General features: G+C 66.7%; 21 protein-coding genes. 15 read left to right on the top strand and 6 right to left on the bottom strand.

The window, feature by feature from the left end:
* Positions 1-307: 307 nt before the first annotated feature.
* On the bottom strand, positions 308-835 hold the full coding sequence (locus AC099J_RS30625; protein WP_479619097.1) for a hypothetical protein: 528 nt from the start codon (positions 833-835) through the stop codon (positions 308-310).
* 889 nt (positions 836-1,724) lie between these two features.
* On the opposite strand from AC099J_RS30625, the gene AC099J_RS30620 reads away from it, so the two are divergent.
* Both AC099J_RS30620 and AC099J_RS30615 read left to right on the top strand, forming a co-directional pair.
* Positions 1,725-3,215: an integrase domain-containing protein gene (locus tag AC099J_RS30620; RefSeq protein WP_479619096.1), complete on the top strand. Its 1,491-nt coding sequence runs from the start codon at positions 1,725-1,727 to the stop codon at positions 3,213-3,215.
* Between the two features lie 38 nt (positions 3,216-3,253).
* Complete coding sequence (locus AC099J_RS30615; RefSeq protein ID WP_479619095.1) at positions 3,254-3,655, top strand: hypothetical protein; 402 nt, start codon at positions 3,254-3,256, stop codon at positions 3,653-3,655.
* 621 nt (positions 3,656-4,276) lie between these two features.
* Here the strand turns inward: AC099J_RS30615 and AC099J_RS30610 are convergent.
* Positions 4,277-5,524 carry a tyrosine-type recombinase/integrase gene (locus AC099J_RS30610; protein ID WP_479619094.1) on the bottom strand — a complete coding sequence of 416 codons (1,248 nt, stop codon included), beginning with the start codon at positions 5,522-5,524 and terminating at the stop codon, positions 4,277-4,279.
* A 197-nt stretch (positions 5,525-5,721) separates the two neighbouring features.
* Positions 5,722-6,639 carry a YicC/YloC family endoribonuclease gene (locus AC099J_RS30605; protein ID WP_479619105.1) on the bottom strand — a complete coding sequence of 306 codons (918 nt, stop codon included), beginning with the start codon at positions 6,637-6,639 and terminating at the stop codon, positions 5,722-5,724.
* Positions 6,640-6,712: 73 nt separating this feature from the next.
* Here AC099J_RS30605 and AC099J_RS30600 point away from each other — a divergent pair, with 73 nt between their 5' ends.
* The 6 genes from AC099J_RS30600 to AC099J_RS30575 all read left to right on the top strand — a co-directional run bounded on the left by AC099J_RS30600 (position 6,713) and on the right by AC099J_RS30575 (position 12,179).
* Positions 6,713-7,729, top strand: a complete 1,017-nt coding sequence (locus AC099J_RS30600; protein WP_479619093.1) for a serine/threonine protein kinase — start codon at positions 6,713-6,715, stop codon at positions 7,727-7,729.
* Positions 7,726-8,628, top strand: a complete 903-nt coding sequence (locus AC099J_RS30595) for a PP2C family protein-serine/threonine phosphatase (RefSeq protein ID WP_479619092.1) — start codon at positions 7,726-7,728, stop codon at positions 8,626-8,628. The genes AC099J_RS30600 and AC099J_RS30595 overlap by 4 nt, the downstream gene beginning before the upstream one ends.
* Before the next feature lie 47 nt (positions 8,629-8,675).
* Complete coding sequence (gene rph, locus AC099J_RS30590) at positions 8,676-9,404, top strand: ribonuclease PH (protein ID WP_479619091.1); 729 nt, start codon at positions 8,676-8,678, stop codon at positions 9,402-9,404.
* Positions 9,405-9,415: 11 nt separating this feature from the next.
* Positions 9,416-10,015 carry a non-canonical purine NTP pyrophosphatase gene (locus AC099J_RS30585; protein WP_479619090.1) on the top strand — a complete coding sequence of 200 codons (600 nt, stop codon included), beginning with the start codon at positions 9,416-9,418 and terminating at the stop codon, positions 10,013-10,015.
* 7 nt (positions 10,016-10,022) lie between these two features.
* Positions 10,023-11,276, top strand: coding sequence for a radical SAM family heme chaperone HemW (gene hemW, locus AC099J_RS30580; protein WP_479619089.1), 1,254 nt, complete (start codon positions 10,023-10,025; stop codon positions 11,274-11,276).
* A gap of 105 nt (positions 11,277-11,381) precedes the next feature.
* Positions 11,382-12,179, top strand: a complete 798-nt coding sequence (locus tag AC099J_RS30575; RefSeq protein WP_479619088.1) for an SDR family oxidoreductase — start codon at positions 11,382-11,384, stop codon at positions 12,177-12,179.
* On the opposite strand, the gene AC099J_RS30570 is transcribed toward AC099J_RS30575, so the two are convergent.
* Positions 12,180-13,031 carry a SirB1 family protein gene (locus AC099J_RS30570; protein ID WP_479619087.1) on the bottom strand — a complete coding sequence of 284 codons (852 nt, stop codon included), beginning with the start codon at positions 13,029-13,031 and terminating at the stop codon, positions 12,180-12,182.
* A gap of 104 nt (positions 13,032-13,135) precedes the next feature.
* Complete coding sequence (gene murJ / locus AC099J_RS30565) at positions 13,136-14,701, bottom strand: murein biosynthesis integral membrane protein MurJ (protein WP_479619086.1); 1,566 nt, start codon at positions 14,699-14,701, stop codon at positions 13,136-13,138.
* 120 nt (positions 14,702-14,821) lie between these two features.
* Here murJ and rpsT point away from each other — a divergent pair, with 120 nt between their 5' ends.
* Complete coding sequence (gene rpsT / locus AC099J_RS30560) at positions 14,822-15,127, top strand: 30S ribosomal protein S20 (protein WP_200932606.1); 306 nt, start codon at positions 14,822-14,824, stop codon at positions 15,125-15,127.
* Positions 15,128-15,246: 119 nt separating this feature from the next.
* Here the strand turns inward: rpsT and AC099J_RS30555 are convergent, their stop codons facing one another.
* Complete coding sequence (locus AC099J_RS30555) at positions 15,247-15,567, bottom strand: DUF3579 domain-containing protein (RefSeq protein ID WP_479619085.1); 321 nt, start codon at positions 15,565-15,567, stop codon at positions 15,247-15,249.
* 288 nt (positions 15,568-15,855) lie between these two features.
* Here AC099J_RS30555 and AC099J_RS30550 point away from each other — a divergent pair, with 288 nt between their 5' ends.
* The 6 genes from AC099J_RS30550 to AC099J_RS30525 form a co-directional block, all read left to right on the top strand.
* Positions 15,856-17,064 carry an acetylornithine/succinylornithine family transaminase gene (locus tag AC099J_RS30550; RefSeq protein WP_479619084.1) on the top strand — a complete coding sequence of 403 codons (1,209 nt, stop codon included), beginning with the start codon at positions 15,856-15,858 and terminating at the stop codon, positions 17,062-17,064.
* Entirely contained in the window at positions 17,061-17,978 is a 918-nt protein-coding gene (argF, locus tag AC099J_RS30545) for an ornithine carbamoyltransferase (protein ID WP_479619083.1), read from the top strand. The genes AC099J_RS30550 and argF overlap by 4 nt, the downstream gene beginning before the upstream one ends.
* Positions 17,979-18,151: 173 nt before the next feature.
* Complete coding sequence (locus AC099J_RS30540) at positions 18,152-18,595, top strand: DUF2141 domain-containing protein (RefSeq protein ID WP_479619082.1); 444 nt, start codon at positions 18,152-18,154, stop codon at positions 18,593-18,595.
* Between the two features lie 11 nt (positions 18,596-18,606).
* Entirely contained in the window at positions 18,607-20,121 is a 1,515-nt protein-coding gene (locus AC099J_RS30535; RefSeq protein WP_479619081.1) for a carotenoid oxygenase family protein, read from the top strand.
* Between the two features lie 250 nt (positions 20,122-20,371).
* Positions 20,372-20,746 (top strand): hypothetical protein, encoded by a 375-nt coding sequence (locus tag AC099J_RS30530; RefSeq protein ID WP_479619080.1) that lies wholly within the window; start codon positions 20,372-20,374, stop codon positions 20,744-20,746.
* A gap of 561 nt (positions 20,747-21,307) precedes the next feature.
* Positions 21,308-23,434, top strand: a 2,127-nt coding sequence (locus AC099J_RS30525; protein ID WP_479619079.1) for a peroxidase family protein, incomplete at its 3' end; no start/stop codon positions are given.

Below are 23,434 nucleotides of genomic sequence, written 5' to 3'. Positions count from 1 at the left end.
CGGCGGCCTAGTTCGGACGTCCCACTCAGTTTGCGTCCTTTGATGTGGAGATGTCGTCTCATCGCGCCTCCGTCATGTGTTGGCAAGGTCAGTATGGCGCGAGTCTAGAAGACAACAACCCCGTTCAATGTCATTCACTTTGGGGATAAGCAGGCCCGAGTATGTGAGAACAGTTTCGACAGTACATGCCGGGGAATCTGTGCCCGCCTCGTCGTTTCTCGCGTTTTTCGCTGAGTCGTATTGCAACGGGACGGACCCTTTTGCTTCGCGCAATGACATGACAAGGTACAAGTAGCTGCGCGCGGCGTCACTTGACCCGACGCAGGTGCGGCGACCCGGCCGCCAAGTCGTCCAGCGCCGCTTCCAGGCCTTCGTCCACCATCCTTCGCATCCCCGTCCGCCACAGCAGCCGGCCGATGGTTCGGACGGGCGGATAGAGCAGCGCCAGGGGAGGCGACAGCCAGAACTCCGGCGTCTCCGAGGCCAGAGCGAGCAGGGCGCCCGCGAGCAGAAGGCCGAAGGTCACCAGCGCGTCACACCGTCGCAGCAGCAATGGAGGATCCGCGCGGACGAAGTTGATCCGGTGCCCGGTCGTCAGGTTCGCCATGCCGAGCACCGTGCCGCGCTGCAGTAGCACGCAGACCTGGTGCCCGCGCCGCGCTGGCATCGATCGGCTGTGCACCACGAGCTTGATTTCTTCGTGGGGGCCGTCCGCACGGGTCAGCCAGAGTTCGCGCCGTTCGCGCGCCGGGTACTGCTCGCACCATCGCAGCGGCACGTTGATGTAACGCTGCACTTCGGTCAACTCGCCGGCCACGTAGTCGAGTGTGGGCATGTCAGGCTCCTTGCTGCAAAGTTGCAAGGTCTCGCCAGGAAGAACTTCGTCAAGTGCTCGCGTCAGCGTCTGTGCCAGTCCCGGTGCAGTGCCACGGCAGTCCCACCGCACGCTCTCTGCAGTCACAGCGTGGGCTTGTCTGGTCGCCCCGAGCACGCGCGCCTGCGACTGCGGATGCATTGGCCTGAGAGCGCGACGCTCCGCGCACCCGACCTCGCGCACCGCCCGGAACCAGAGGTAGGACGTCACCATGTCAAGTCCTCCTTGCAGGGCTGTGGCGGCTCTCGACTGTTGTCCTACCAATCGGCAGTTTTTGCACTTGCAACCCTGCGCGCCACGCTGCACACTGAAAGCTCCAACAGAGGTCGAGCTGGCCGCCCTCGGAACGTGCATCGCGCACGCAAACGCTAGCCCTGTAGATCGTTGTATTCACCGTTGGCGCCTTGTGCGCCTGGGTATCGCGGATGCCTGTCATCCCTTGAGGTCCCGGAAATTCCTGTACGCCCTATGGCGCCTGGGTTTTCCCATGCACGCACGCTGTGTGGCTTGTCCACGCGGCAACCTGCCCACCTGCCGCACCCGATGCGGCGGCAGAGCGTGTCTCGCGTGCTTACCCTTAAGTGGGCATGACTTGCCATGGCGGCTTGACCGCCTATGCCTAGAGCACCGCACAGCCCACTACCGGTGAGCCAGCGGATTGCACGATCGCTCGCACCATCCCTGGGTGCGAATGGCACCTGTCCCTGCGGGGCGGGTGTTTGGGATCCCCTCCTTGCACCATGCGCTGACCTCGGTCCCCCGTGCCTGACCACCATGGGGTGGCGGCACGGCTTGCGTGGAACGGCATTGCGTGCCCGTCTCGGAACGGGCGCTGCCAGTCAGGCCGGCGATGGAGGATGTGTTCGCGGTACCGCTCGGGTATCGCACTGGAGGTCATGCCTCCGGGGTTGCCTCGGGTTCCTGGAGAACCTGGTTCGCTGCGGCGAACGCCACATGGCGCTGGACGCGTGCTGGCTGGCGATCACTTTTACGACCCTCCGCGCGGCCGGCGCTCAGGCGACGGCTGCAAACCACTGGCAAGACATCGGGCCCTGGGCCGCCGATGCAACGAAACAAGGCCCCACCGACAACCGGACACGACCACACAACGCAGGAAAGGAACGCCATGCCCACATCACGCTCCACCGCGCGCACGCGCCGCGGTGCTCGGCAGCCGGCCGAGACGGCACTCCGTGGCCAGGATAAACACGATCGCCACGGACCCCAAGGACGTTCCGGCCGCCACGGGCGCAGCGCGAACAATGGACACCACGGCCTCGCAGCGCTGCAGGACCTGCCGCTGACGCCCAGGCGATGGCGGTACACGCTAGTGCGCATCCTGCACGAACACAACTGGCGCCACAGCAGCAAGCACAAGGGCGTCAGCCACAAGACCATGGCAGAGCGCCAGCGCTTTTGCCTTTGGCTGTTCGAGTTCCTGCGGCGCCCGCCGCTGCGCTACAAGCTCGACCCACGATCGTTCAGCGGCCGTCACGCCGAGGCTGTGACCGGCCACTGGCGAACCGAGGCGCTCGCCGGCCGCATGAGCCCGGCGACCATTCAGACCTACTTCAGCTTCCTGAAGACGTTCACCACCTGGATCGGCAAGCCGCGGCTGCTTCGGCCGGTGGGCTGCTACTTCGAGGACGTGCAGTTGTACCGGCGCACGTTGGCCAGCGGTGTCGACAAGTCGTGGCGCGCACAGGGCGTGGACGCCGAGGCGGTGATTTGCCAGGTCGAGGAGCGCGACGTGCACGCGGCCGCATCGCTGCGGTTGATGCAAGCCTTCCAGCTGCGTTTCAAGGAAAGCGTGATGCTGCGTCCGCACCAGGACGTGGTAACAGCGGCCCAGGCCGGCCGCGCGGAAGGCAGCGTGGCCTTCTACCTGGACACACACCGGGGCACGAAGGGCGGTAGGGCGCGGATGTTCCCGGTCGACACGCCTGAGCGCAGCGCGGCCATCGCGTACGCGCGCCGGGTGACGGTGGGCGCGCACGAGAGCGTGAGCGATCCGCGGCTGGACCTGCAACAGGCCATGCGGCACCTGCGCTATGTAATGGAACGCCATGGGATCACCCGAGCCGCCTTGGGCGTCACGCCGCATGGCCTGCGCCACCAGGGCGCAGCTGAGGACTACGAAGCCATCACCGGACAGCCGCCGCCGGTGGCCGGCGGCGGGCGGGTCGATCCGGTCCTGGACCGACAGGCGCGGCAGGAGATAGCGGCAAACCTGGGGCATGGGCGGGCGCAGATCACCAATGCGTACTTTGGTCCGCCACTGTGGCAGCCGGAGTCTCCATCGGCCACGTATTCCCGCGGGCCCGATGCGGCGGCACCTTGAGTCCCGTTCCTCGTACTGACTTTCCAAGGAGATACACCATGAACGACACCGGCTCACGCAGTGCCTACTGGCTCAGCCCAGGCATCGACGTGCCGACAGAAGAGGAGATCGGCCTGCTGGCACCGCCGCGCGCCTTGCGCGGCTTCTACGTCAACCGCAATGCAGGCGAGGCCGTGTTCGTGCCACCCGCCGATTTCATGCGGGAGAGTCCGCTGTGGCGGATCGATGTGCTCGATGACATCATGGAATGCATCCAGCGTACGCGCACGCATGCCCTGGTGGCCTGGTTCCGGGAATGCAGCATGAGGACACCGAAGGTTCCCCAGGTGCGGCAGCTGTCGGCGTTCCGGGAGACGTGCGTCAGCGGTGGCATCTCAGTGCCCGAGGAGTTGGAAGCCTTGCTGGTGCTGGACCAGCAGTTTGACTGCCGCATCTCCTGACCGGGTAGTGCCAGTAGTGCAGCTAAGGCTTGATGACGGAACATCGATTGCCATGTTCACACCGCAAGACAAGCCGCTCGGCCGTGTCGCGGGTCTGCAGTGGCAGGACCGCCTGCAGGAGAGTGCCAGCGCGGCCGCAACGGGTCCTTGCAGACGCGGTGACCTTGCGCCTGATAGCTCGCCCGCCAGGCCGCTGCCGTCCGGTGCCATCAGTTGAATGGTTGATGTGGCATGTTCGCGGTGTGGCTGAAGGCGCTCGTCCTCGTCGGGCGTGCGCGCGACCTGCAGCTGGTCGCGGTGGAGGCGCTCGGTGGCTGGTGACTGGGCGTTTGGCCGTCGCCGGGATGCATGGCGAAGTCAGCACATAGTCGACGAGACCTTGCGCGACCGATGATGGCCTTGGTTTCGATCTCCGCGGAGGGAGAGGCATCTCGATACCTGAATCGAAGCGACGGGATCGGAGACATCGCGTCGAAGGGACGCCGCCATTCTCGACATGTCGGCCGCTGACGGCGGCTCCAAGCCGCGCACGCGGGTCGGCTGGCGAAATTCTCGTGGCGGCAGCGTGTCAGGGAGAGGCGCAGTCGATCGGAGGTGTCATGAACCAGTCGCGTCTGCACTCTAGTGTGAAAGTGCGATCCCCTCCAATAGTCCGGCCCATCGATCCAGCGCCACCTTGCGCTCCTCGAAGTAGTCGTACAGGTTGTAGATCCCCTCGACATCGCGCACCTTGTGGTTCAGCGCCCGTTCCGCCACGAAGCGGTCCACGCCCAGTGCGGCCATGTGGGTGCGGGCCGTGCGTCGCATGTCGTGGACAGTGAAGTGCTCGACGTCGCCGAGCGGCAGGCGGCGCAGCGCAACGTTCAGCGTGTCCGGGCTGATATGGCCGAAACGGTTCTTCCTCGGCACGCCGCCCTTCATGTGGATCAGTCGGCGGGCGGGGAACAGGTATTCGCTGTTGCATGAGAACACCCGGACCTCGTCCAGCCAACGCAGCACCGGCGCCGCAAGCGGTATCTCGATGGACTGGTTCATCTTCGTGCGCGACGGGTGCAGCGACCACACGCCTCGTTCAAGGTCGAACTCGGACCACTTGGCCGACAGCAGTTCCATCTTGCGCACGCACAAGGCAAGCAGCAGCCACACCGGAAGTTCGTTCGGGCGGCCGAAGTTCGGCGTGTCCTGCATGGCCTTCGCGAGTGCTGCGAGTTCGTCGCGGTTCAGCCAGCGCTGCCGGGACGTCTCGGTCCCGCCGGCGTCGGAGATCTCGAATCCCGAGACCGGATTGGCGTCGATCCAGCGCCGCTTCACGGCGAAGTGGAACATGCGGAACAGGTAGCGCAGCGCATCGTTGGCCACGGTCGGCGCGCCTGCGTCGAGGATGCGTGTGAGCACCCGGTCGATGTGCAGTGGCCGGACATCCGTTACACCGAGCTTGCCGATCGCCGGATCGATGTGGCGGCGGATGACGCGCAGAACGACTTCGGGGTGCTTGTGGACCTTGGCGATGTGCCGCTCGTACCAGCCATCGGCGAGGGCGGCGACCGTGGTCCGTTCCTGGGCCTTGAGCCGCTCGGCGCGCTTCTCCGCGGCAATGTCCACGCCCTGCTGGATGCGTGCCCGGTTCAGGCGCGCCGCCTCGCGGGCATCCTTGAGCGACAGGTCGGGGTAGCGGCCGAGCACCTTCTCTCGGGCAGCACCACCGAAGCGGTAGCGAAGGATCCAGGAGGCCTGGCCTTTCAGCGCGCTGGCACCGGTGCCCACGAAGGTCAGGCCGCCGCCAATGCCGCGGTCCACGGGGCCGGCGTTGAGCCAGGCCCTCAGCGTCTTGTCGGTGACGCGTTCAGTCTCTGTCATGACGATCTCCACAGCGATTTCACGAGGAAGCTGTGGGGTAAATGTTCGGGTTCTCGGCCCGCAACTGTGGGGGATCGGATTTCCCCCACGATTTCCCCCACAGAAATCGTGCGCTACGCTGAAATCGCCTGCAACCTCATGACACCAAAAACAGCCGCAACCTACTGATTTATAAGGATTTCACGGGTGGTGTTGAGACCCCCGAAACCTCACTCGATGTTCTGCACCTGCTCGCGCATCTGCTCGATCAACACCTTCATGTCGACCGAGATCCGCGTCAGCTCGAGTGCGGCAGACTTGGAGCCCATGGTGTTGGCTTCGCGGTGCAGTTCCTGGATCAGGAAATCGAGCCGCTTGCCCAGCTCGCCGCCCTTCTTCAGCAGACGCTCGATCTCGTCCAGGTGCGAGCTCAGGCGCGTAAGTTCCTCGGCCACGTCGATGCGGATCGCAAAGGCTGTGGCCTCGGAGAGTGCGCGGTCCTGCGCGGCCTCCGGCAGGGTGGCGCCGTCGGCCAGTGCCATGGCTTCCTTCCAGCGCTCCAGAAAGCGCTGACGCTGTTGCTCGACCAGCTGCGGCACCAGCGGCAGCGCCTGCTTGGCCAACGCGCGCAACTGCTCCAGGCGATCGGTCAGCATCGCGGCCAGGCGCCCACCTTCGCGTTGGCGCGCAGCGATCATGTCCTTCAGGGCTTTCTCGACCAGCGGCAGCACCTGCTCGCCCAGGTCGCCCAAACCAGGCTGCTCGCCCGACGAGAGCCGGATGACATCTGCCACGCTCAGGGGTGCTGCGTTCGGTAACCACGAACGCACGGTGTCCTGCACGCCGTTGAGGCGCTGCAGCAGGCGCGGCGTCGGTTCAGTGACGGCGCTGGTGTCGGTGTTCTCGATGGAAGCGCGCAGCTCCACCTTGCCGCGCTTGAGATTGGCGGTGAGCAGCTCGCGCAGCGCAGGTTCCTGTTGCCGCAGCTCGTCTGGCAGGCGGAAGGCAAGGTCAAGAAAGCGGCTGTTGACGGAGCGGATCTCGATGCCGAGTCGTCGCGTCGGCGCGGCTTTTGTGTCGTGTTCGGAGGGCGTACTGGTGCCACTTTGCTGGGCACTTGCGTAGCCGGTCATGCTGTAAACTGGCATGAGAAGGTGCTGGTCGTTGTAAGGGCCAGAGAATAACGGCTTCCGTTGCTTACGGGGATTCAAAGCCAACTTTATGAGCAAGATCAAGCCGGCGCCTTTGCCGCCCGAGACCGTCATCGGTGGCTACCGCGTCGTGCGGCGACTCTCTTCCGGCGGGTTTGGCGTGGTCTATCTGGCCACCGATACCGAAGACAACCAGGTCGCAGTCAAGGAATACCTTCCCTCGTCGCTGGCCTCGCGCGATCCGGGTGAACTGCTGCCCCGGGTGCCGCCCGAAAAGCTATCGCTGTACCGCCTGGGCCTGAAGAGTTTCTTTGAAGAGGGCCGCTCGCTGGCGCAGATCGCGCACCCCTCGGTGGTGAGCGTGCTCAACTTCTTTCGCGAGAACGAGACCGTCTACATGGTCATGAACTATCTGGAGGGCGCGACCCTGCAGGATTTCATCATCACCTCGCGCGACCTGGGCCGCCAAAAAGTGTTCCGCGAATCGACCATCCGCTCGCTGTTCGACGAGATCCTGCGTGGCCTGCGCATCGTGCACCAGCACAAGATGCTGCACCTGGACATCAAGCCGGCCAACATCTTCATCACCGACGACAACAAGGCCGTGCTGATCGACTTCGGCGCTGCGCGCGAGGTGCTCAACAAAGAGAGCAACTTCATCCGCCCGATGTACACGCCCGGCTTTGCCGCGCCCGAGATGTACCGGCGCGACGCCAGCATGGGCCCCTGGACCGACATCTACGCCATCGGCGCCTGCATCTATGCCTGCATGCAGGGCTACCCGCCCAACGAAGCGCCGCAGCGGCTGGAGAAAGACCGCATCGCGCTGGCCCTGGCACGGTTGCGCGGGGTGTATTCGGACAACCTGATCGAGGTCGTCGAGTGGTGCATGGCGCTCGATCCGCTGTCGCGTCCGCAGTCGGTGTTCGCGCTGCAAAAAGAGCTCAGCCGCGAGGGCGAGCGCCGCTACACCAAGCTCTCCGTGGGTGAGAAGATCCGCCTGCAGTTCGACACGCTGGTGTCGGACGCCAAGAAGAACGTGCGCGACATCACGTCGTTCGGGCCGGGCAACAAGTCCTCCAAATGAAGTTCTCGGTGTTCCAGGTCAGCCGCCGCGGCGGCCGGGATAAGAACGAAGACCGCATGGGCTACTGCTACACGCGCGATTCGGGCCTGTTCCTGCTGGCCGATGGCATGGGCGGCCACCCCCAGGGTGAGGTCGCCGCGCAGCTGGCCCTGCAGACCGTGTCGGCGCTCTACCAGCAGCAGGCGCGTTCGCGGCTGCCACGGGTGAGCGATTTCCTGGCCGAGTCGCTGATGGCGGCGCACCGCCGCATCCTGCGCCATGCGGGCGAGAACGCGATGCGGGACACGCCCCGCACCACGTATGTCGCCGCCGTGCTGCAAGGGAGCAACGTGTCGTGGGTGCACTGCGGTGATTCGCGCCTGTACCTGGTGCGCGATGGCACGATGCTGACCCGCACGCGCGACCATTCCTACCTGGAGCAGGGCGGCGCGGAGCTGGCCCACATCGGCCGCATCAACCGCAACGTGCTGTACACCTGCCTGGGCTCACCGACTGCGCCCGCCTTCGATGTCGTGGGCCCGGTCCCGCTGCAGCATGGCGACAAGATCCTGCTGTGCTCCGACGGTCTGTGGAGCAGCGTTGGCGACGCCGAGATCGTGCGCCACCTCAGTGCCTCGTCGGTCTCGCAGGCGGTGCCCGAGCTGGTCGAGCTGGCGCTGCGCAAGGCGGGTGACAGCAGCGACAACGTGACGGCGCTGGCGCTGGAGTGGGAAGCCGCCGACGCCTTTGCATCTACCTGCGGCGCCGGTGGCGATACCATCTACGACAGCGTTTTTGCGACGACCATCCAGTCGGCCGAGCTCGACGATCTGGCCCATTCGCTGGACGATGCCGACATCGAGCGGACCATCGCCGAGATCAACGCAACCATCCGCCGTACCGCTGCCCGCAAGGGCTGAACGCCGCGCCGCCCCTGCGGCCGCTGCCCCCTTTTCGAGAACCTGCCATGACTGCCTTCATCCGAACCGCCGCCCGCGCTGCCGACCAACTGCGCGCCGTGCGCATCACGCGCGGCTTCACCATCCATGCCGAGGGCTCGGTGCTGATCGAGTTCGGCCAGACGCGCGTGCTGTGCACCGCATCCGTCGAAGAGAAGGTGCCACCGCACAAGCGCGGCAGCGGTGAGGGTTGGGTCACCGCCGAATACGGCATGCTGCCGCGCGCCACGCACACCCGCAGCGACCGCGAGGCCGCGCGCGGCAAGCAGAGCGGGCGCACGCAGGAGATCCAGCGCCTGATCGGCCGCTCGCTGCGCGCCGTGTTCGACCTGAAGCTGCTCGGTGAGCGCACCATCCACCTCGATTGCGATGTGTTGCAGGCCGATGGCGGCACGCGCACTGCGGCCATCACCGGCGCCTTCGTGGCGGCGCAGGACGCTGTGGCCGGCCTGATGGCTGCGGGCAAGCTGGCGACATCGCCCATCGTGCAGCCGGTGGCGGCGGTGTCGGTCGGCATCGTTGACGGCACGCCCCTGCTGGATCTGGAATACGTCGAAGACGCCGCCTGCGACACCGACATGAATGTCGTCATGACCGGCGCCGGCCATTTCGTCGAAGTGCAGGGCACGGCCGAGGGCGCGGCCTTCACCCGCGCCGAGATGGACGCGCTGCTGGGGTTGGCCGAGAAAGGCATCGCCGAGCTCATCGCGCTGCAGCAGGCCGCACGCGCGCAGTAGGAGCAGCCACGGTGGAACTGGTCCTCGCATCCAACAACCGCGGCAAGCTGGCCGAACTGCAGGCCTTGTTCGCGCCGCTGGGCGTGCAGCTGCGCGCGCAGGCCGAGCTGGGCGTGCCCGAGGCCGACGAGCCGCACCGCACTTTTGTCGAGAACGCGCTGGCCAAGGCCCGCAACGCGGCGCAGCACACCGGCCTGCCCGCCGTGGCCGACGACGCCGGTTTGTGCGTCGATGCCTTCGGCGGCCTGCCCGGCGTGGACACAGCCTACTACGCCACGCAGTTCGGCTATGCCAAGGGCGATGCGAACAACGTGCGCGCTTTGCTGGAGCAGATGCGCGGCATCGCCAACCGGCGCGCGGCACTGGTGAGCACGCTGGTGGCCGTGCGTTCGCCACACGACCCTGAGCCGCTGATCGCCGTCGGGCGCGCTGTCGGCTGGATCACCGAGGCGCCGGTGGGCGAGGGCGGTTTCGGCTTCGACCCGGTGATGTGGATCGAAGCCTTCGGCCAGACCTTCGCCCAGCTGCCGACCGACGTCAAGAACGCGCACAGCCACCGCGGCCAGGCGGCGCGCGAGATGCTGCGGCTGATGCGCACCTACTGGTTGTGAGCCCCGCATGCGCGCGCGTGAACTGACGGACTACATGCGCCCCGGCCTGCTGCAGCTGCAGGCCCTGCCGCCTTTGGCGCTGTACCTGCATCTGCCCTGGTGCATCCGCAAGTGCCCGTACTGCGACTTCAACTCACACGCCGTGCGTGGCGATGAAGTCGTGGTGCGCTGGGGCGGTGCCGATTCCCCGATGCCCACCCAGGTCGCAGCGCCGGCCGAGCTGCCCGAGCAACGCTACATCGACGCGCTGATCGCCGACCTGGAGGCCGCACTGCCGCTGATCTGGGGCCGCACGGTGCACACCATCTTCATCGGCGGCGGCACACCCAGCCTGTTCTCACCCGCCGCCATCGACCGGCTTTTAGGCGAGGTGCGCGCGCGGCTGCGGCTGGAGGCCGACTGCGAAATCACGCTGGAGGCCAACCCCGGCACCTTCGAGACCGACCGCTTCCGCGCTTACCGCGCGGCCGGCGTCACGCGGCTGTCGGTGGGTGTGCAGAGCTTCGACGACGGCCTGCTGCGCGCCATCGGCCGGGTGCACGACGGCGCGCAGGCGCTGGCCGCCGTGCAGGAGGCCGCGCATGCTTTCGACACCTTCAACCTGGACCTGATGTATGCGCTGCCGGGCCAGACCCCGGCGATGCTGGAGCGCGACCTCGCTACCGCCCTGTCGCTGGCGCCGCCGCACCTGTCGGTCTACCACCTGACGGTCGAGCCCAACACCTTCTTTGCGAAGTTCCCGCCGGCGCTGCCGGAGGACGACATCGCCTACGCCATGCTGGACCGCATCACCGAGGCCACAGGCGCCGCCGGCATGCAGCGCTACGAGGTGTCGGCCTATGCGCGGCCGGGCCACGCCTGCCAGCACAACCTGAACTACTGGCAGTTCGGCGACTACCTGGGCATCGGTGCGGGCGCACACAGCAAGCTGACATTCGCGCACCGCGTGGTGCGGCAAGTGCGCCTGCGCGAGCCGGGGCTGTACATGGAGCATGCGCTGGCCGGCGCCGCGCTGGCGCAGGACGACGACGTGCGCCGCGCCGATCTGCCCTTCGAGTTCATGCTGAACGCGCTGCGACTGCGGGGCGGTTTTGCGCTGCAGGATTTCACCGAGCGCACGGGTCTGGCGTTGTCGAGCATCGCCCCTGGCCTGGCCGAGGCCGAGCGCAAGGGGCTGATCGCGCGTGATGCCGCGCGGGTGTGGCCGACCGAGCGCGGCTTCGACTTTCTGAGCGATCTGCAGGAGCTGTTTTTGGCCTGACCTGCAGCATCCGCCGCGGCGCGGGGTTGCATCGACGGAGGCTCAGCACGTTCGCCCAGATTGCAGAACAATGCGCCGCTTCGACAGCGACAAGGGAGACCTCGAATGGATCTGCAACTGACCGGCCTGCACGTGTTGATCACCGGTGGCAGCAAGGGCATCGGCCTGGCCTGCGCGCAAGGCTTTCTGCGCGAGGGTGCGCGTGTGAGCCTGGTCTCGCGAGACATCGCTAACCTGCAACGCGCCGCCGCCGACCTGCGGGCCGATTTCGCCGATGCCGACGCACGTGTGCAGACGCGCGCGGCCGACCTGCGCGATGCAGCCGCAGCGCTGGCCGCGCTGGACGAACTGGAGCAATCGGCCGGCGCGGTCGATGTGCTGGTCAACTCCGCCGGGGCCGCACGGCGCACGCCGCCGGACGAACTGAACCCGCAGGTCTGGCATGACGCCATGCAGGCCAAGTACTTCAGCTACATCCACATGATCGACCCGGTGGTCAAACGCATGGCGGCACGCGGCACGGGCGCCATCGTCAACGTGATTGGCGCGGGTGGCAAGGTGGCCAGCCCGATCCACATGGCGGGCGGCGCGGCGAATGCGGCGCTGATGCTGGTCTCCGCCGGCATGGCCGCCGCCTACGCCGGCCGGGGCGTGCGGGTGAACGCGGTGAACCCGGGCCTCACGCTGACCGAACGGCTCAAGGAAGGCATGGCGGCGGACGCGCGCCTGCAGCAGATCGAGCAGGAAGAAGCCTTGCGCCGCGCCAAGGCCAAGCTGCCGCTGGGCCGCATCGCCGAGCCTTCGGAGATTGCCGATGCCGTGCTGTTCCTGGCCTCGGCACGCGCCAGCTACATCACCGGCGCCATCCTGGCGATGGACGGCGCGGTCACGCCGATGATCTGATCAACCGCGCTGGCGCCGCAAAGCAGACACGCGGTCGGCAATGACAGCCGTGTCCGTGGCTTCTTCGGCGCAAACCAGGTACTTCTCCAGGTCCGTCACGGCCTCGTCGGTGTGGCCCAGATCGGCATGCGCCAGACCACGGTCGCGGTACTCGGACCAGGCCTGCGGCAGCAGCACCACCAGGCGGTCCTGCACCGCCAGCAGACGCTGCGCGTCCGATTGGCTGCGGTGGATTTCCTTCAGGTTGCGCAGCATGCGCGCCAGGATGTCGCGCGGGCGCGCCGCCTGCAGATACAGGCCCATCGGCACGTCGAAATCTTCGCCCGGCGCATGCGGTTGCTGGTAGGGCTGCAGCCGCTCGGACAGCTCCTCGCGGCTCAGCGACTGGCCGACGAACGGGTCGATCACGACCTGGCCCTTGGGCAGGTTCACCTTGACCAGAAAGTGACCGGGAAAGCCGATGCCGCGCACCTGCAGGTGCAGGCCCTGCGCCAGCTCCATCCAGATCACTGCCAGCGAGATCGGAATGCCCAGGCGCGTGCGCAGCACGGCGTGCACGTAGCTGTTGTCCGGGTCGTAGTAGTTGTTGACGTTGCCGCTGAAATTCAGGTCGCGGTAGAAGAACTGGTTCAGCATGCGCAGGCGGTGCAGCGGGGGCGCATCGGCGGGCAGGCGTCGCTTCAGGCGGGCCAGCAGTTGGTCGACATCGCCCAGCACCTGCTGCACGTCCAGGTCGGGGTATTCGTCCTGGGCCACGCTGGCGCAGGCCTCCAGCAGGGGAAAGTCATCGTCGCTTTGCACCAGCAGCGCGAAGTACGCGAGCGCCGTCGAGGGCTTGTCAGGGGACCACATGGATTCTTTGTAAAGGACGCGCCGGACCGCGTCAAGCCGACGGCCCGGGGCGAGACGTCCGTGTCATGGGGGCGCGCGCCTGCTTGGTGTAGCCCCGGGGCCGATCAGGAATGACGCATCAGCGCGCGCAGCTTGAGCCCGGCGGCCCACGCTGCTGCGAAATACAGCGCTGCGCCGCCCGCCAACATCACCGCCAGCAGGCCGATGCGCCGCAACGCGTCGCCGCTGCGTGTCCAGTCGAAGCTGGCCGAGGCCCACATCAAGAAGACCGCCAGCAGCGCGCTGGCACCGATCACCTGCAGCGTGAAGCGGCCCCAGCCTGGCGACGGCTTGTAGCTGCCGCGGCGCATCAGACCGGCCAGCAGCAGCAAGGCGTTGATGACCGCGCCGATGCCGATCGACAGCGCCAGGCCCGCGTGCTGCAGCAGCGGCACCAGTCCGATGTTCATCAGCTGCGTGACGACCAGCACGCCGATGGCGATGCGCACGGGGGTGCGGATGTCCTGGCTGGCATAGAAGCCAGGTGCCAGCACCTTGATGGCGACCAATCCGATCAGGCCGGCGCCATAGCCCATCAACGCCAGGCTGGTCTGCTCCACGTCGCGCTCGGTGAACAGGCCATGGTGGTAGAGCGTGGCCACCATCGGCGTGGCGAAGGTCAGCAGCGCCACCGCGCTGGGCACGCCGGTCAGCACCACCAGCCGCAGGCCCCAATCCAGCATGGCCGAGTAGCGCGCGCCGTCGTCGGCGGCGCGGGCAGCGGCCAGTTGCGGCATCAGCACCACGCCCAGCGCCACGCCCAGCAGCGCGGTGGGGAACTCCATCAACCGGTCCGCATAGCCCAGCCAGCTGACGCTGCCTGGCGCCAGGTACGAGGCGATCTGGGTGTTGATGAGGATCGACACATGCGCAACGCCCACGCCCAGCAGCGCCGGCCCCATCAGGCGCGCGATGCGGCGCGTGCCCGGGTCGGCCCAAGCCGCCCGCAGCGCGCGCCAGGTGATGCCGATGCGCGGCAGCATGCCCAGGCGCATCAACGCCGGCACCTGCACCGCCAGTTGCAGCACGCCGCCCAGCATGACGCCAGCGGCCATCGCGTAGATCGGCTCGATGCCGCGCGCTGCCAGCCAGGGGGCGCCAAGCCACGCGGCGCCGATCATGGCCATGTTCAGCAGCACCGGCGTGGCGGCCGGCACCACGAAGCGCTTCCAGGTGTTCAAAATGCCCGACGCCAGCGCCACCAGCGACATGCAGCCGATGTAGGGGAACATCCAGCGTGTCATCAGCACGGCGGCATCGAAGCCCTCGCCGGTCTGCTGCAGGCCGCTGGCCAGCAACCAGACCAGCGCTGGCGCGGCCAGCACACCCAGTACGCAGACCACGAGCAGCGTCCAGGCCAGCAAGGTCGCTACGTGGTCAACCAGCTGGCGCGTGGCGGCCTCGCCATCGCGCGTCTTCGATGCGGCCAGCACCGGCACGAAGGCCTGGCTGAACGCACCTTCGCCGAACAGGCGCCGGAACAGGTTGGGAATGCGGAAGGCCACGTTGAAGGCATCGGTCATGGCGCTGGCGCCGAACAGCGAAGCCATCAGCAGCTCGCGGCCCAGGCCGGTGATGCGGGAGACCAGCGTCAGCAGCGAAACCGTGGAAGCGGATTTGAAAAGACTCACGCGGTCGAGTGTAGCCACGCACCGGTACCGTCAATCGCTCAGCCGCGCGGCTACTTGACGGCGCGGTTATACTGGCGGGCTTTGCTGGCAACATCCTCAAGCCAAAAGGAACACTGAACTATGGCAACCAAGCCCAAAAAGAAGAACCCGCGCCTGGCGTCGGGCCGCAAGCGCGTCCGTCAGGACGTCAAGATCAACGCTGCGAATACCTCGCTGCGTTCCAAGTACCGCACTGCCGTCAAGAACGTCGAAAAGGCTGTTTTGGCAGGCGACAAGACCAAGGCGACCGAACTGTTCGCCAAGATGCAGGCCGTGGTGGACACCGTGGCCGACAAGGGCATCTTCCACAAGAACAAGGCAGCGCGCGACAAGAGCCGCCTGTCCACCAAGGTCAAGGCCCTGGCAACCGCCCAGGCCGCAGCCTAACCACCCGCCCGGGCTACCGTCGCAAGACGGCCGGCCCGCCGTTTGATCGGGTGCGCTGCCAGCAAAGACGAAAAAACCGCCTTCGGGCGGTTTTTTCGTTTCTGGGTCTGGCAGAGCAGTCAGCGCTTGGCGGGCGGCTCGGGTACGACGCAGGCCTCGGCCACCTGCAGACCGTTGTCCTTGGCGAAGTTCATCGCGAAGTCCCAGGCCATCACGTCGTAGTCACGCAGATCTCGGTGCACGATGACGCACTTGATGTTGCCGATGGTGGTCGGCACGCACCAGGGTGAATAGCCCAGGTGGCTGCCCGGCTGTGGCCCGCCGGGTCGAAACGAGCTCAGCACGCCGGCCAGCCGCTCGGCCCAGTCGCTCGGGCGAAAGGCCCTGCCGTCCTGCGTGATGCCCTGAATGAAGACTTCCTTGGACGGGGGCAATGCCATGGGGGTGAAGGTCAGGGGCGTTGGGTGCGAAGAGGGGGCCGGCGCAGGCCACCGACAGTAGCAAGAACGATGCCGGTGGCCGTTGACTTTGCTGCGATGCACCATAGTTTAGCCCAGCCCGCACGGCCGCAATCCCCTTGGGCGCCGCATGGCTGTGATGCAGAAATGTCAAAAAAACGTGCAAGTGCAGCCCCTAGAATCGCCGTTCAGCGGGCCAGAGGAGACCCCGAGAAGCTCCCCCATCGCGCTGAATCCCTCGTTTTTTGCTTCCGTTCTGGAGAGATCAGCATGACCGCTTTCGTCGAGCCTTCGTCCCCCCATGTCATGAACACCTACGGCCGCGTGCCCATCGCACTAATGCATGGCCAGGGCGTGCACGTCTGGGACACGAACGGCAAGCGCTACATCGACGCACTGGGTGGCATTGCGGTCAACACGCTGGGCCACAACCACCCCAAGCTGGTGCCGGCGCTGCAGGAGCAGCTCACCAAGATCATCCACAGCTCCAACTACTACCACGTGCCCGGCCAGGAGCAACTGGCGGCCAAGCTGACGGCGCTGTCGGGCATGACCAACGTGTTCTTCTGCTGCACGGGCCTGGAGGCCAACGAGGCCGCGCTCAAGCTGGCACGCAAGTTCGGCCACGACAAGGGCATCGAGCGCCCCGAGATCGTGGTCTACGAGAAGGCCTTCCACGGCCGCAGCATCGCCACGCTGAGCGCCACTGGCAACACCAAGGTGCAGCAGGGCTTCGGCCCGCTGGTCGAGGGCTTCATCCGCGTGCCGCTGAACGACATCGAAGCGCTCAAGGCCAAGACCGAAGGCAACCCCAACGTGGTCGCCGTGTTCTTCGAGACCATCCAGGGCGAAGGCGGCGTGAACCCCATGCGCGTCGAGTACCTGCAGCAGGTGCGCAAGCTGTGCGATGAGCGTGACTGGCTGCTGATGATCGACGAGGTGCAATGCGGCATGGGCCGCACCGGCAAGTGGTTTGCCCACCAGTGGGCCGGCATCGTGCCCGACGTGATGCCGCTGGCCAAGGGCCTGGGCTCGGGCGTGCCCATCGGTGCTGTGGTCGCCGGCCCCAAAGCCGCTGGCATCTTCGGCCCGGGCAACCACGGCACCACCTTCGGCGGCAACCCGCTGGCCATGCGCGCGGGCATTGAAACCATCCGCATCATGGAAGAAGACGGCCTGCTGGAGAACGCGGCCAAGGTCGGCGCGCATCTACAGAAGGCGTTGCTCCGCGCCTTCGAAGGGCTGGAAGGCTTCAAGGAAATCCGCGGCCAGGGGCTGATGATCGGCGTGGAACTCACGCGCCCCTGCGCTGTGCTGACCGGCCGCGCCGCCGAACGCGGGCTGCTGCTGAGCGTGACCGCCGACTCGGTCATCCGCATGGTGCCCCCGCTGATCCTCAGCGTGGCCGAGGCCGACGAGATCGTCGCCATCCTCGTGCCACTGGTGAAGGAGTTTCTCGCGGAGCCGGTGGCCCCATGACCAGCATCCGGCACTACCTGCAGTTCAGCGATCTGGACGCGGCCGAGTACACCTACCTGTTCGAACGCGCCGCGCTCATCAAGCGCAAGTTCAAGGCCTACGAGAAGCACCACCCGCTGGTGGACCGCACGCTGGCCATGATCTTCGAGAAGGCCAGCACCCGCACGCGCGTGAGCTTCGAGGCCGGCATGTACCAGCTGGGCGGCAGCGTGGTGCACCTGACCACGGGCGACAGCCAGCTAGGCCGCGCCGAGCCCATCGAAGACAGTGCCAAGGTCATCAGCCGCATGGTGGACCTGGTCATGATCCGCACCTACGGGCAGGACAAGATCGAAACCTTTGCCGCCCATTCGCGCGTGCCCGTCATCAACGGCCTGACCAACGAGTTCCACCCCTGCCAGATCCTGGCCGACATCTTCACCTACATCGAGCACCGCGGCTCGATCCAGGGCAAGACGGTGGCCTGGGTAGGCGACGGCAACAACATGGCCAACACCTGGCTGCAGGCCAGCGAGATCCTGGGCTTCAAGGTGCATGTCTCCACGCCCAGCGGTTACGAGGTCGACCAATCGATCGCCGGCCTGCGCTCGGGCGACAGCTACCAGGTCTTCAAGGACCCGATGGAGGCTTGCGCCGGTGCCGATCTGGTGACCACCGACGTGTGGACCAGCATGGGCTATGAGGCCGAGAACGAAGCCCGCAAGCTGGCCTTTGCCGACTGGTACGTCGACGAGGACATGATGCGCGTGGCCAAGCCCGATGCACTGTTCATGCACTGCCTGCCCGCGCACCGTGGCGAGGAGGTGCAGGCCGAGGTGATCGACGGCCCGCAGTCTGTGGTGTGGGACGAGGCCGAGAACCGCATGCACGTGCAGAAGGCGCTGATGGAGTTCCTGCTGCTGGGCAAGCTCTAACCCCTGCCGCCTCTGCGGCCCCGGCCCCTGCGGCCCGCACCGCTCGCCTGCAGTTCGCGCCGTGCCAGCGGCGTTTCGTCGCACACCGGTCGCCATAGGGCTGGGTGGTTTCTAAAGTGATGCATCGGAGGCGCCACGCCGCTTCCGAGCCCATCACTTTCTGGAGCCACATGATGTCCTTGCCATCTTTCCGCCTCTTTCACACAGCGCGGGCCACCACCGCTGCCGCCGCGTTGACCCTGGCCAGCGGGCTTGCCAGCGCTGCCGACCTAACCATCGAAGTGCAGGGCGCACGCTCGGCCCAGGGCAGCGTCGCCGGGGCCTTGTACGCGGGCGCCCCGGGCTGGCTCAAGCCCCACCAGGCCGTGCAGGGGCAGTTCGTGCCAGCAGCGAACAAAACCATCCTGCTGTTCCGCGGCCTGCCGCCAGGGCGCTACGCTGTGTCCGTCTACCACGACGAAAACGGCAACGGCAAGCTGGACACGAACCCGATCGGCATTCCGCTCGAACACACCGGCTTCAGCCGCGATGCCCAGGGCCGCATGGGCCCACCGGCGTTCGACGACGCGGCGCTGGACGTGCAGGCCGACACCACCGTCACGCTGCAGCTGCGCTGAGGAGCAGCGCGATGGACCGCCGCCTTTTCACCCGCTCGCTGCTGAGCGCCGCCGGCCTTGCCGCCCTGGGCGGCCTGCCTGCCCGGGCCGCCGCACAGGCCGACCCCTGGCAGTCCGCGTTCGACGCGCGCCGCGCGCAGCAGCCCTGGCAGATGGGCTTCACGGGCCTGCAGGCCGACGCCCCGCCGATGCCGCTCGCGCTGCGCGGACGCATCCCGCCCGCACTGTACGGATCGTTCTACCGCAACGGCCCCGCACGGCACACGCTGGGCGGCGAGCGCTACCACCACTGGTTCGATGGCGACGGCATGCTGCAGCACTACCGGCTCGGGCCGCAGGGCGCGGTGCACCAGGGCCGCTTCGTGCGCACTGAAAAGTTCGTGGCCGACAGCGCCGCCGGCCGCCCCGTGCGCGCCGCATTCGCCACCAACCCGCCGGCGGCCGAGCCCATCCGCTCGGCCGATGCGATCAACGTCGCCAACACCAGCGTGGTGCAGCACGCTGGTGAACTGCTGGCGCTGTGGGAAGGCGGCTCGGCGACGCGCGTCGATGCACAGACGCTGCAGACACAGGGCCTGAAGACCTGGACACCCGAATACGCCGGCATGCCGTTCTCGGCCCATCCGCGCATCGAGCGCGACGGCAGCCTGTGGAACTTCGGCGTCAGCAGCGCCCAGGGCGTGCTGTCGCTCTACCACGTGTCGCGCGACGGGCGCGACGTGCGCACGGCCAGCCTGCCCGTGCCCGACGTCGCCATGGTCCACGACTTCGCCGTGACCGAGCGGCACCTCGTTTTTCTGCTGCCGCCGCTGGTGTTCGATGTGGAGCGCATGCGTGCGGGCCAGACCTTCCTGGCCAGCCACGTCTGGCGGCCGCAACTGGGCATGCGCGTGCTGGTGCTGCCCAAGGACCAGCTCGATGCGCCACGCTGGTTCCATCTGCCGGCGGGCTTCGTGTTCCACATCGGCAATGCCTGGGAAGACACGCACCGCGGTGTCATTCGGCTGGACTACATCCGCTCGCCCGATGCCTGGTGGGCGATTCAGGGCTTTCAGGATCTCATGCGCGGCCACTACCAGAGCGCTGACCACGCCGCCATGGCGCTGGTCGAGCTGGATCTGCAGTCCGGCCAGGCGCGCCAGACGCTGCTGCCGCACGTGGCCGAGTTTCCGCGCGTGGACCCACGCTTCGTCGGCCAGCGCTACCGCCATGTGCTGGTCTCCGAACGCGTGGCCGCCGGCCCGCGGCCCGGTTACGACGCCATCACGCGCATCGACGTGCAGACCGGCCGCGCCGACCGCTACCGCTATGGCACCGAGGTGCTGGTGGAAGAACACCTCTTCGTTCCGCGCGCCGGTGCGCCCGAGGGCCACGGCTGGGTGCTGGGCACGGCGCTGGACTTGCAGCGCGAGGCCATGCTGCTGTCGGTGTTCGACGCGCAGCACCTGGCCGATGGACCGATCGCGCAGGGCACGCTGCCGCGTGTGATGCCGATGGGCCTGCATGGGATCTTCGTTGGTGCCTGACACGCACTGCCACCGACAGTCGCCCTGGCAAGCTTGTCAGCGCGGATAGGGCTACGCTGCGCCCGCAGCGCGGTCATGACCATCAGCGGCCCGGCGCCGGCCCGTTCGTGCTGAAATACGGACCGGGTCGTACGCCGCAGCAGCCCGCACCGTGGCGGTGCAACACCGGCGCTGAAGCGCGCGCCGGACACCGCGACGCGGCCCTGCCTGGGGAGTTTGCGTGACTCGACCCGTCTCCACTCTGGTTTGCTTGCTCGCCCTCGGCGCGGTGACCCGTGCAACGGCCGACTTTCCAGCGGCGGCCGGCTCGACCATTGAGATCGTCACGGCCGAGGTGCCTGCCAGCGAAGTGGAAGCGAGAGAGGAAGCCCCGCGCGTGGTCAGGGCTGGCGCGCCGGCGGCTTCGATGCAGGCGGATGCAGACAGTGCCGGACCCGCGATCTTCAATCCCTTTTCTTCGGCAGCGCCGACAGACCCGCTGCGCCCGCGCGACACCCACACACCTGCGTCCAACGGGGATGACCCGCACGACTTCCCGGACTGGATCTGGGCGCTGTTCGGCGTGGCCGCCATGGCCGGTGCGCTGCTTGGGGCCAAGGCCTGGTGGCGAAAGCGGCAAACCTAAGCTTCTGTGCACCAAGCACGGCTATCTGGTGGTGGCAAGGTCAAATTCAGCGATTAGCAAACTAAATTTGTAAGTCAATTTGAAACAAATCGCTTTTTCGCCTAATTTATTACTCGAGGGGTGACTTTCCAACAAATCGACCATCGCCCAAGCCGCGCTCGAATGAGTGCGTACGGCGTGACGATGTCGATCCGGCCCACAAGAAGCACCTGCGGAGGAGATGTATGCGCACGCCTCAATTGACATCGCCGTCGTTCCCAACACGGCATTCCTGGACTGGCAGGCAAGCTGCCCAGCACGCCGTGCGTCCTGGCACTTCTCCGGCTCTGGCGCGTCCGCCCCCATGCGGTCGACGACGCACGCCGCTCTAGGCTGACAGCACACCACCGACCCAGCGCCCTCTCGTCGAGAAGGCGCCGGTGTCGTGCCGTCCGCACCAACCTCATTGCACGTTTGTAGCCGGCTCGGGCCGGCTGCCGCGCCGTCCTGGCCAGTCGCCGCGTGGCATTGCCGCGTGGGCGCGCGGGCCGTACTTGTTTGACGTTTGTCGAGGGGAACAACATGGCTTCCTTGATCCGCTCCGATCTCGAATTCATTCTTGAGCAGATCCTCATGGCCGAGGCGCACGCAGGAGGGGCGGACCCGGCCAGCCTGGTGCCGAACACCTTCGCGCCCTTTGGGCTGAGAACGGTGGACGGCACATTCAACAACCTGATGCCCGGCCAACAAGCGTTCGGTGCAGCAGACAACCCCTTCCCCCAGATGGTGGACGCCGTCTTCACGAACGACGCTGACGGCGATGCATTCGGGCCGGTGACCAACACGGACTATGGCGCTGCAGGTCACGTGGCCGACGCGGACCCACGCACCATCAGCAACCTGATCGCTGACATGACCAGCAGCAACCCGGCGGCCGTCAGCGCCTTCGTGAACGCTGGGCTTGGCAGCATCCGCGACAGTGACGGCGCCCTTCTAGACAGCGACGGCAACGTGATTCCGCCCGGCACGCTGCTGACGATCCCGAACGTGGCGCCCGACGAAGGCCTCTCGGCGCCGTTCAACTCGTGGTTCACCTTCTTCGGTCAGTTCTTCGACCACGGCCTGGACCTCGTCAACAAGTCCGCTGTCGAAACCATCTTCATCCCGCTGCAGCCGGACGACCCGCTCTACGTCGAGGGGTCGCCGACCAACTTCATGGCGGTGTCGCGGGCGACGCGAGACGCCAACGGCGCGCAGACCAACCAGACGACGCCCTTTGTCGATCAGAACCAGACCTACACCTCGCACGCATCGCACCAGGTCTTCCTGCGCGAGTACGTGTTGGACGCCTCCGGCCGGCCGGTCGCCACCGGCAAGCTGCTCGACGGCGCCGACGGCGGCCTTGCCAACTGGGGGGAAGTCAAAGCGCAAGCCCAGGCGTTGCTCGGCATAGCGCTGGACGATGCCGACGTACACGATCTGCCGCTGCTGGCCACGGACGCGTACGGAAAGTTCATTCCCGATCCCACCACCGGCTTCGCGCAAATCGTGCTGCGGGCCGACCAGATTGGCGGGCCATTGGATCCAGACGGCAACGGTCTCGCCTCGGGCTCACCAGGGCTGCCGATCGATGCAAGCCTTGCCCTGCGAACCGGTCATGCGTTTCTCAATGACATCGCGCATGCCGCGACTCCCAACGCAGGCCTCCTCGCCGATGGCGACGGCGTTGTCAATGTCGGGCCCCAACCCGCCGGCACCTACGACAACGAACTGCTCGACCGCCACTTCATCACCGGCGACGGCCGTGGCAACGAGAACATCGCACTGACCGCCGTACACCACGTGTTCCATTCCGAGCACAACCGTCAGGCCGAAGAAATCAAGGCGACGGTGCTGGCCACAGGCGACGCCGCGTTCATCGCCTCGTGGCAACTGGCCGACGGCTCATGGAACGGTGAACGGGTCTTCCAGGCCGCCCGCTTCGCGACCGAGATGCAGTACCAGCACCTGGTCTTCGAAGAGTTCGCGCGCAAGATGCAGCCAGCCATCGACGCGTTCCTTCCCGAGACCAACTACGACACCACGATCAATCCGGCCATCGTGGCCGAGTTCGCGCACGCGGTGTTCCGCGTCGGCCACTCCATGCTGAACGAATCGGTCGACCGGCTGTCTGCCGACTTCGTGCCGAACGACATCTCGCTGCTGAACGCCTTCCTCAACCCGCTCGAGTTCAACGAGAACGGCACGTTGAGCCCCGAAGAATCAGCCGGCGCCATCGTGCGCGGCATGACCCGCCAGGTCGGCAACTCGATCGACGAGTTCGTCACCGACTCTTTGCGCAACAGCCTGCTTGGCCTGCCGCTCGACCTCGCCGCGATCAACCTCGCGCGTGGCCGTGACACCGGCGTCCCCACGCTCAATGCGGCACGCCGCGAGTTCTACCAGACCACGGCCGACCCGCAACTGACGCCCTACACGAGTTGGACCGATCTGACCCACCACCTCAAGCACGAGGCCTCAGTCCTGAACTTCATCGCAGCCTACGGCGTGCATTCCGCGCTCAACGCTGCCGATGTCGACACACTGGCAGAAAAGCGGGCTGTCGCGGCCGCACTGGTCTTCGGCGGCGACGCGGTGATCAACGCAGGCACTGGGGATGAGCGCACCTTCTCTGCGGACGAAGATGATCGCCTGGCCTTTCTGAACAGC

It is taken from the genome of Rhodoferax sp. RT4P68 (assembly GCF_056521305.1).
This window is presented reverse-complemented; position numbering and strand designations above follow the sequence as displayed.

Coding starts and splice junctions, on each gene's coding strand:
- AC099J_RS30535 (WP_479619081.1), top strand. CDS start 18,607: ATGGACCGCCGCCTTTTCACCCGCTCGCTGCTGAGCGCCGCCGGCCTT.
- argF (WP_479619083.1), top strand. CDS start 17,061: ATGACCAGCATCCGGCACTACCTGCAGTTCAGCGATCTGGACGCGGCC.
- AC099J_RS30620 (WP_479619096.1), top strand. CDS start 1,725: ATGGAGGATGTGTTCGCGGTACCGCTCGGGTATCGCACTGGAGGTCAT.
- AC099J_RS30540 (WP_479619082.1), top strand. CDS start 18,152: ATGTCCTTGCCATCTTTCCGCCTCTTTCACACAGCGCGGGCCACCACC.
- AC099J_RS30550 (WP_479619084.1), top strand. CDS start 15,856: ATGACCGCTTTCGTCGAGCCTTCGTCCCCCCATGTCATGAACACCTAC.
- AC099J_RS30600 (WP_479619093.1), top strand. CDS start 6,713: ATGAGCAAGATCAAGCCGGCGCCTTTGCCGCCCGAGACCGTCATCGGT.
- AC099J_RS30555 (WP_479619085.1), bottom strand. CDS start 15,567: ATGGCATTGCCCCCGTCCAAGGAAGTCTTCATTCAGGGCATCACGCAG.
- hemW (WP_479619089.1), top strand. CDS start 10,023: ATGCGCGCGCGTGAACTGACGGACTACATGCGCCCCGGCCTGCTGCAG.
- AC099J_RS30625 (WP_479619097.1), bottom strand. CDS start 835: ATGCCCACACTCGACTACGTGGCCGGCGAGTTGACCGAAGTGCAGCGT.
- AC099J_RS30595 (WP_479619092.1), top strand. CDS start 7,726: ATGAAGTTCTCGGTGTTCCAGGTCAGCCGCCGCGGCGGCCGGGATAAG.
- AC099J_RS30575 (WP_479619088.1), top strand. CDS start 11,382: ATGGATCTGCAACTGACCGGCCTGCACGTGTTGATCACCGGTGGCAGC.
- AC099J_RS30605 (WP_479619105.1), bottom strand. CDS start 6,639: ATGCCAGTTTACAGCATGACCGGCTACGCAAGTGCCCAGCAAAGTGGC.
- AC099J_RS30570 (WP_479619087.1), bottom strand. CDS start 13,031: ATGTGGTCCCCTGACAAGCCCTCGACGGCGCTCGCGTACTTCGCGCTG.
- rph (WP_479619091.1), top strand. CDS start 8,676: ATGACTGCCTTCATCCGAACCGCCGCCCGCGCTGCCGACCAACTGCGC.
- rpsT (WP_200932606.1), top strand. CDS start 14,822: ATGGCAACCAAGCCCAAAAAGAAGAACCCGCGCCTGGCGTCGGGCCGC.
- AC099J_RS30615 (WP_479619095.1), top strand. CDS start 3,254: ATGAACGACACCGGCTCACGCAGTGCCTACTGGCTCAGCCCAGGCATC.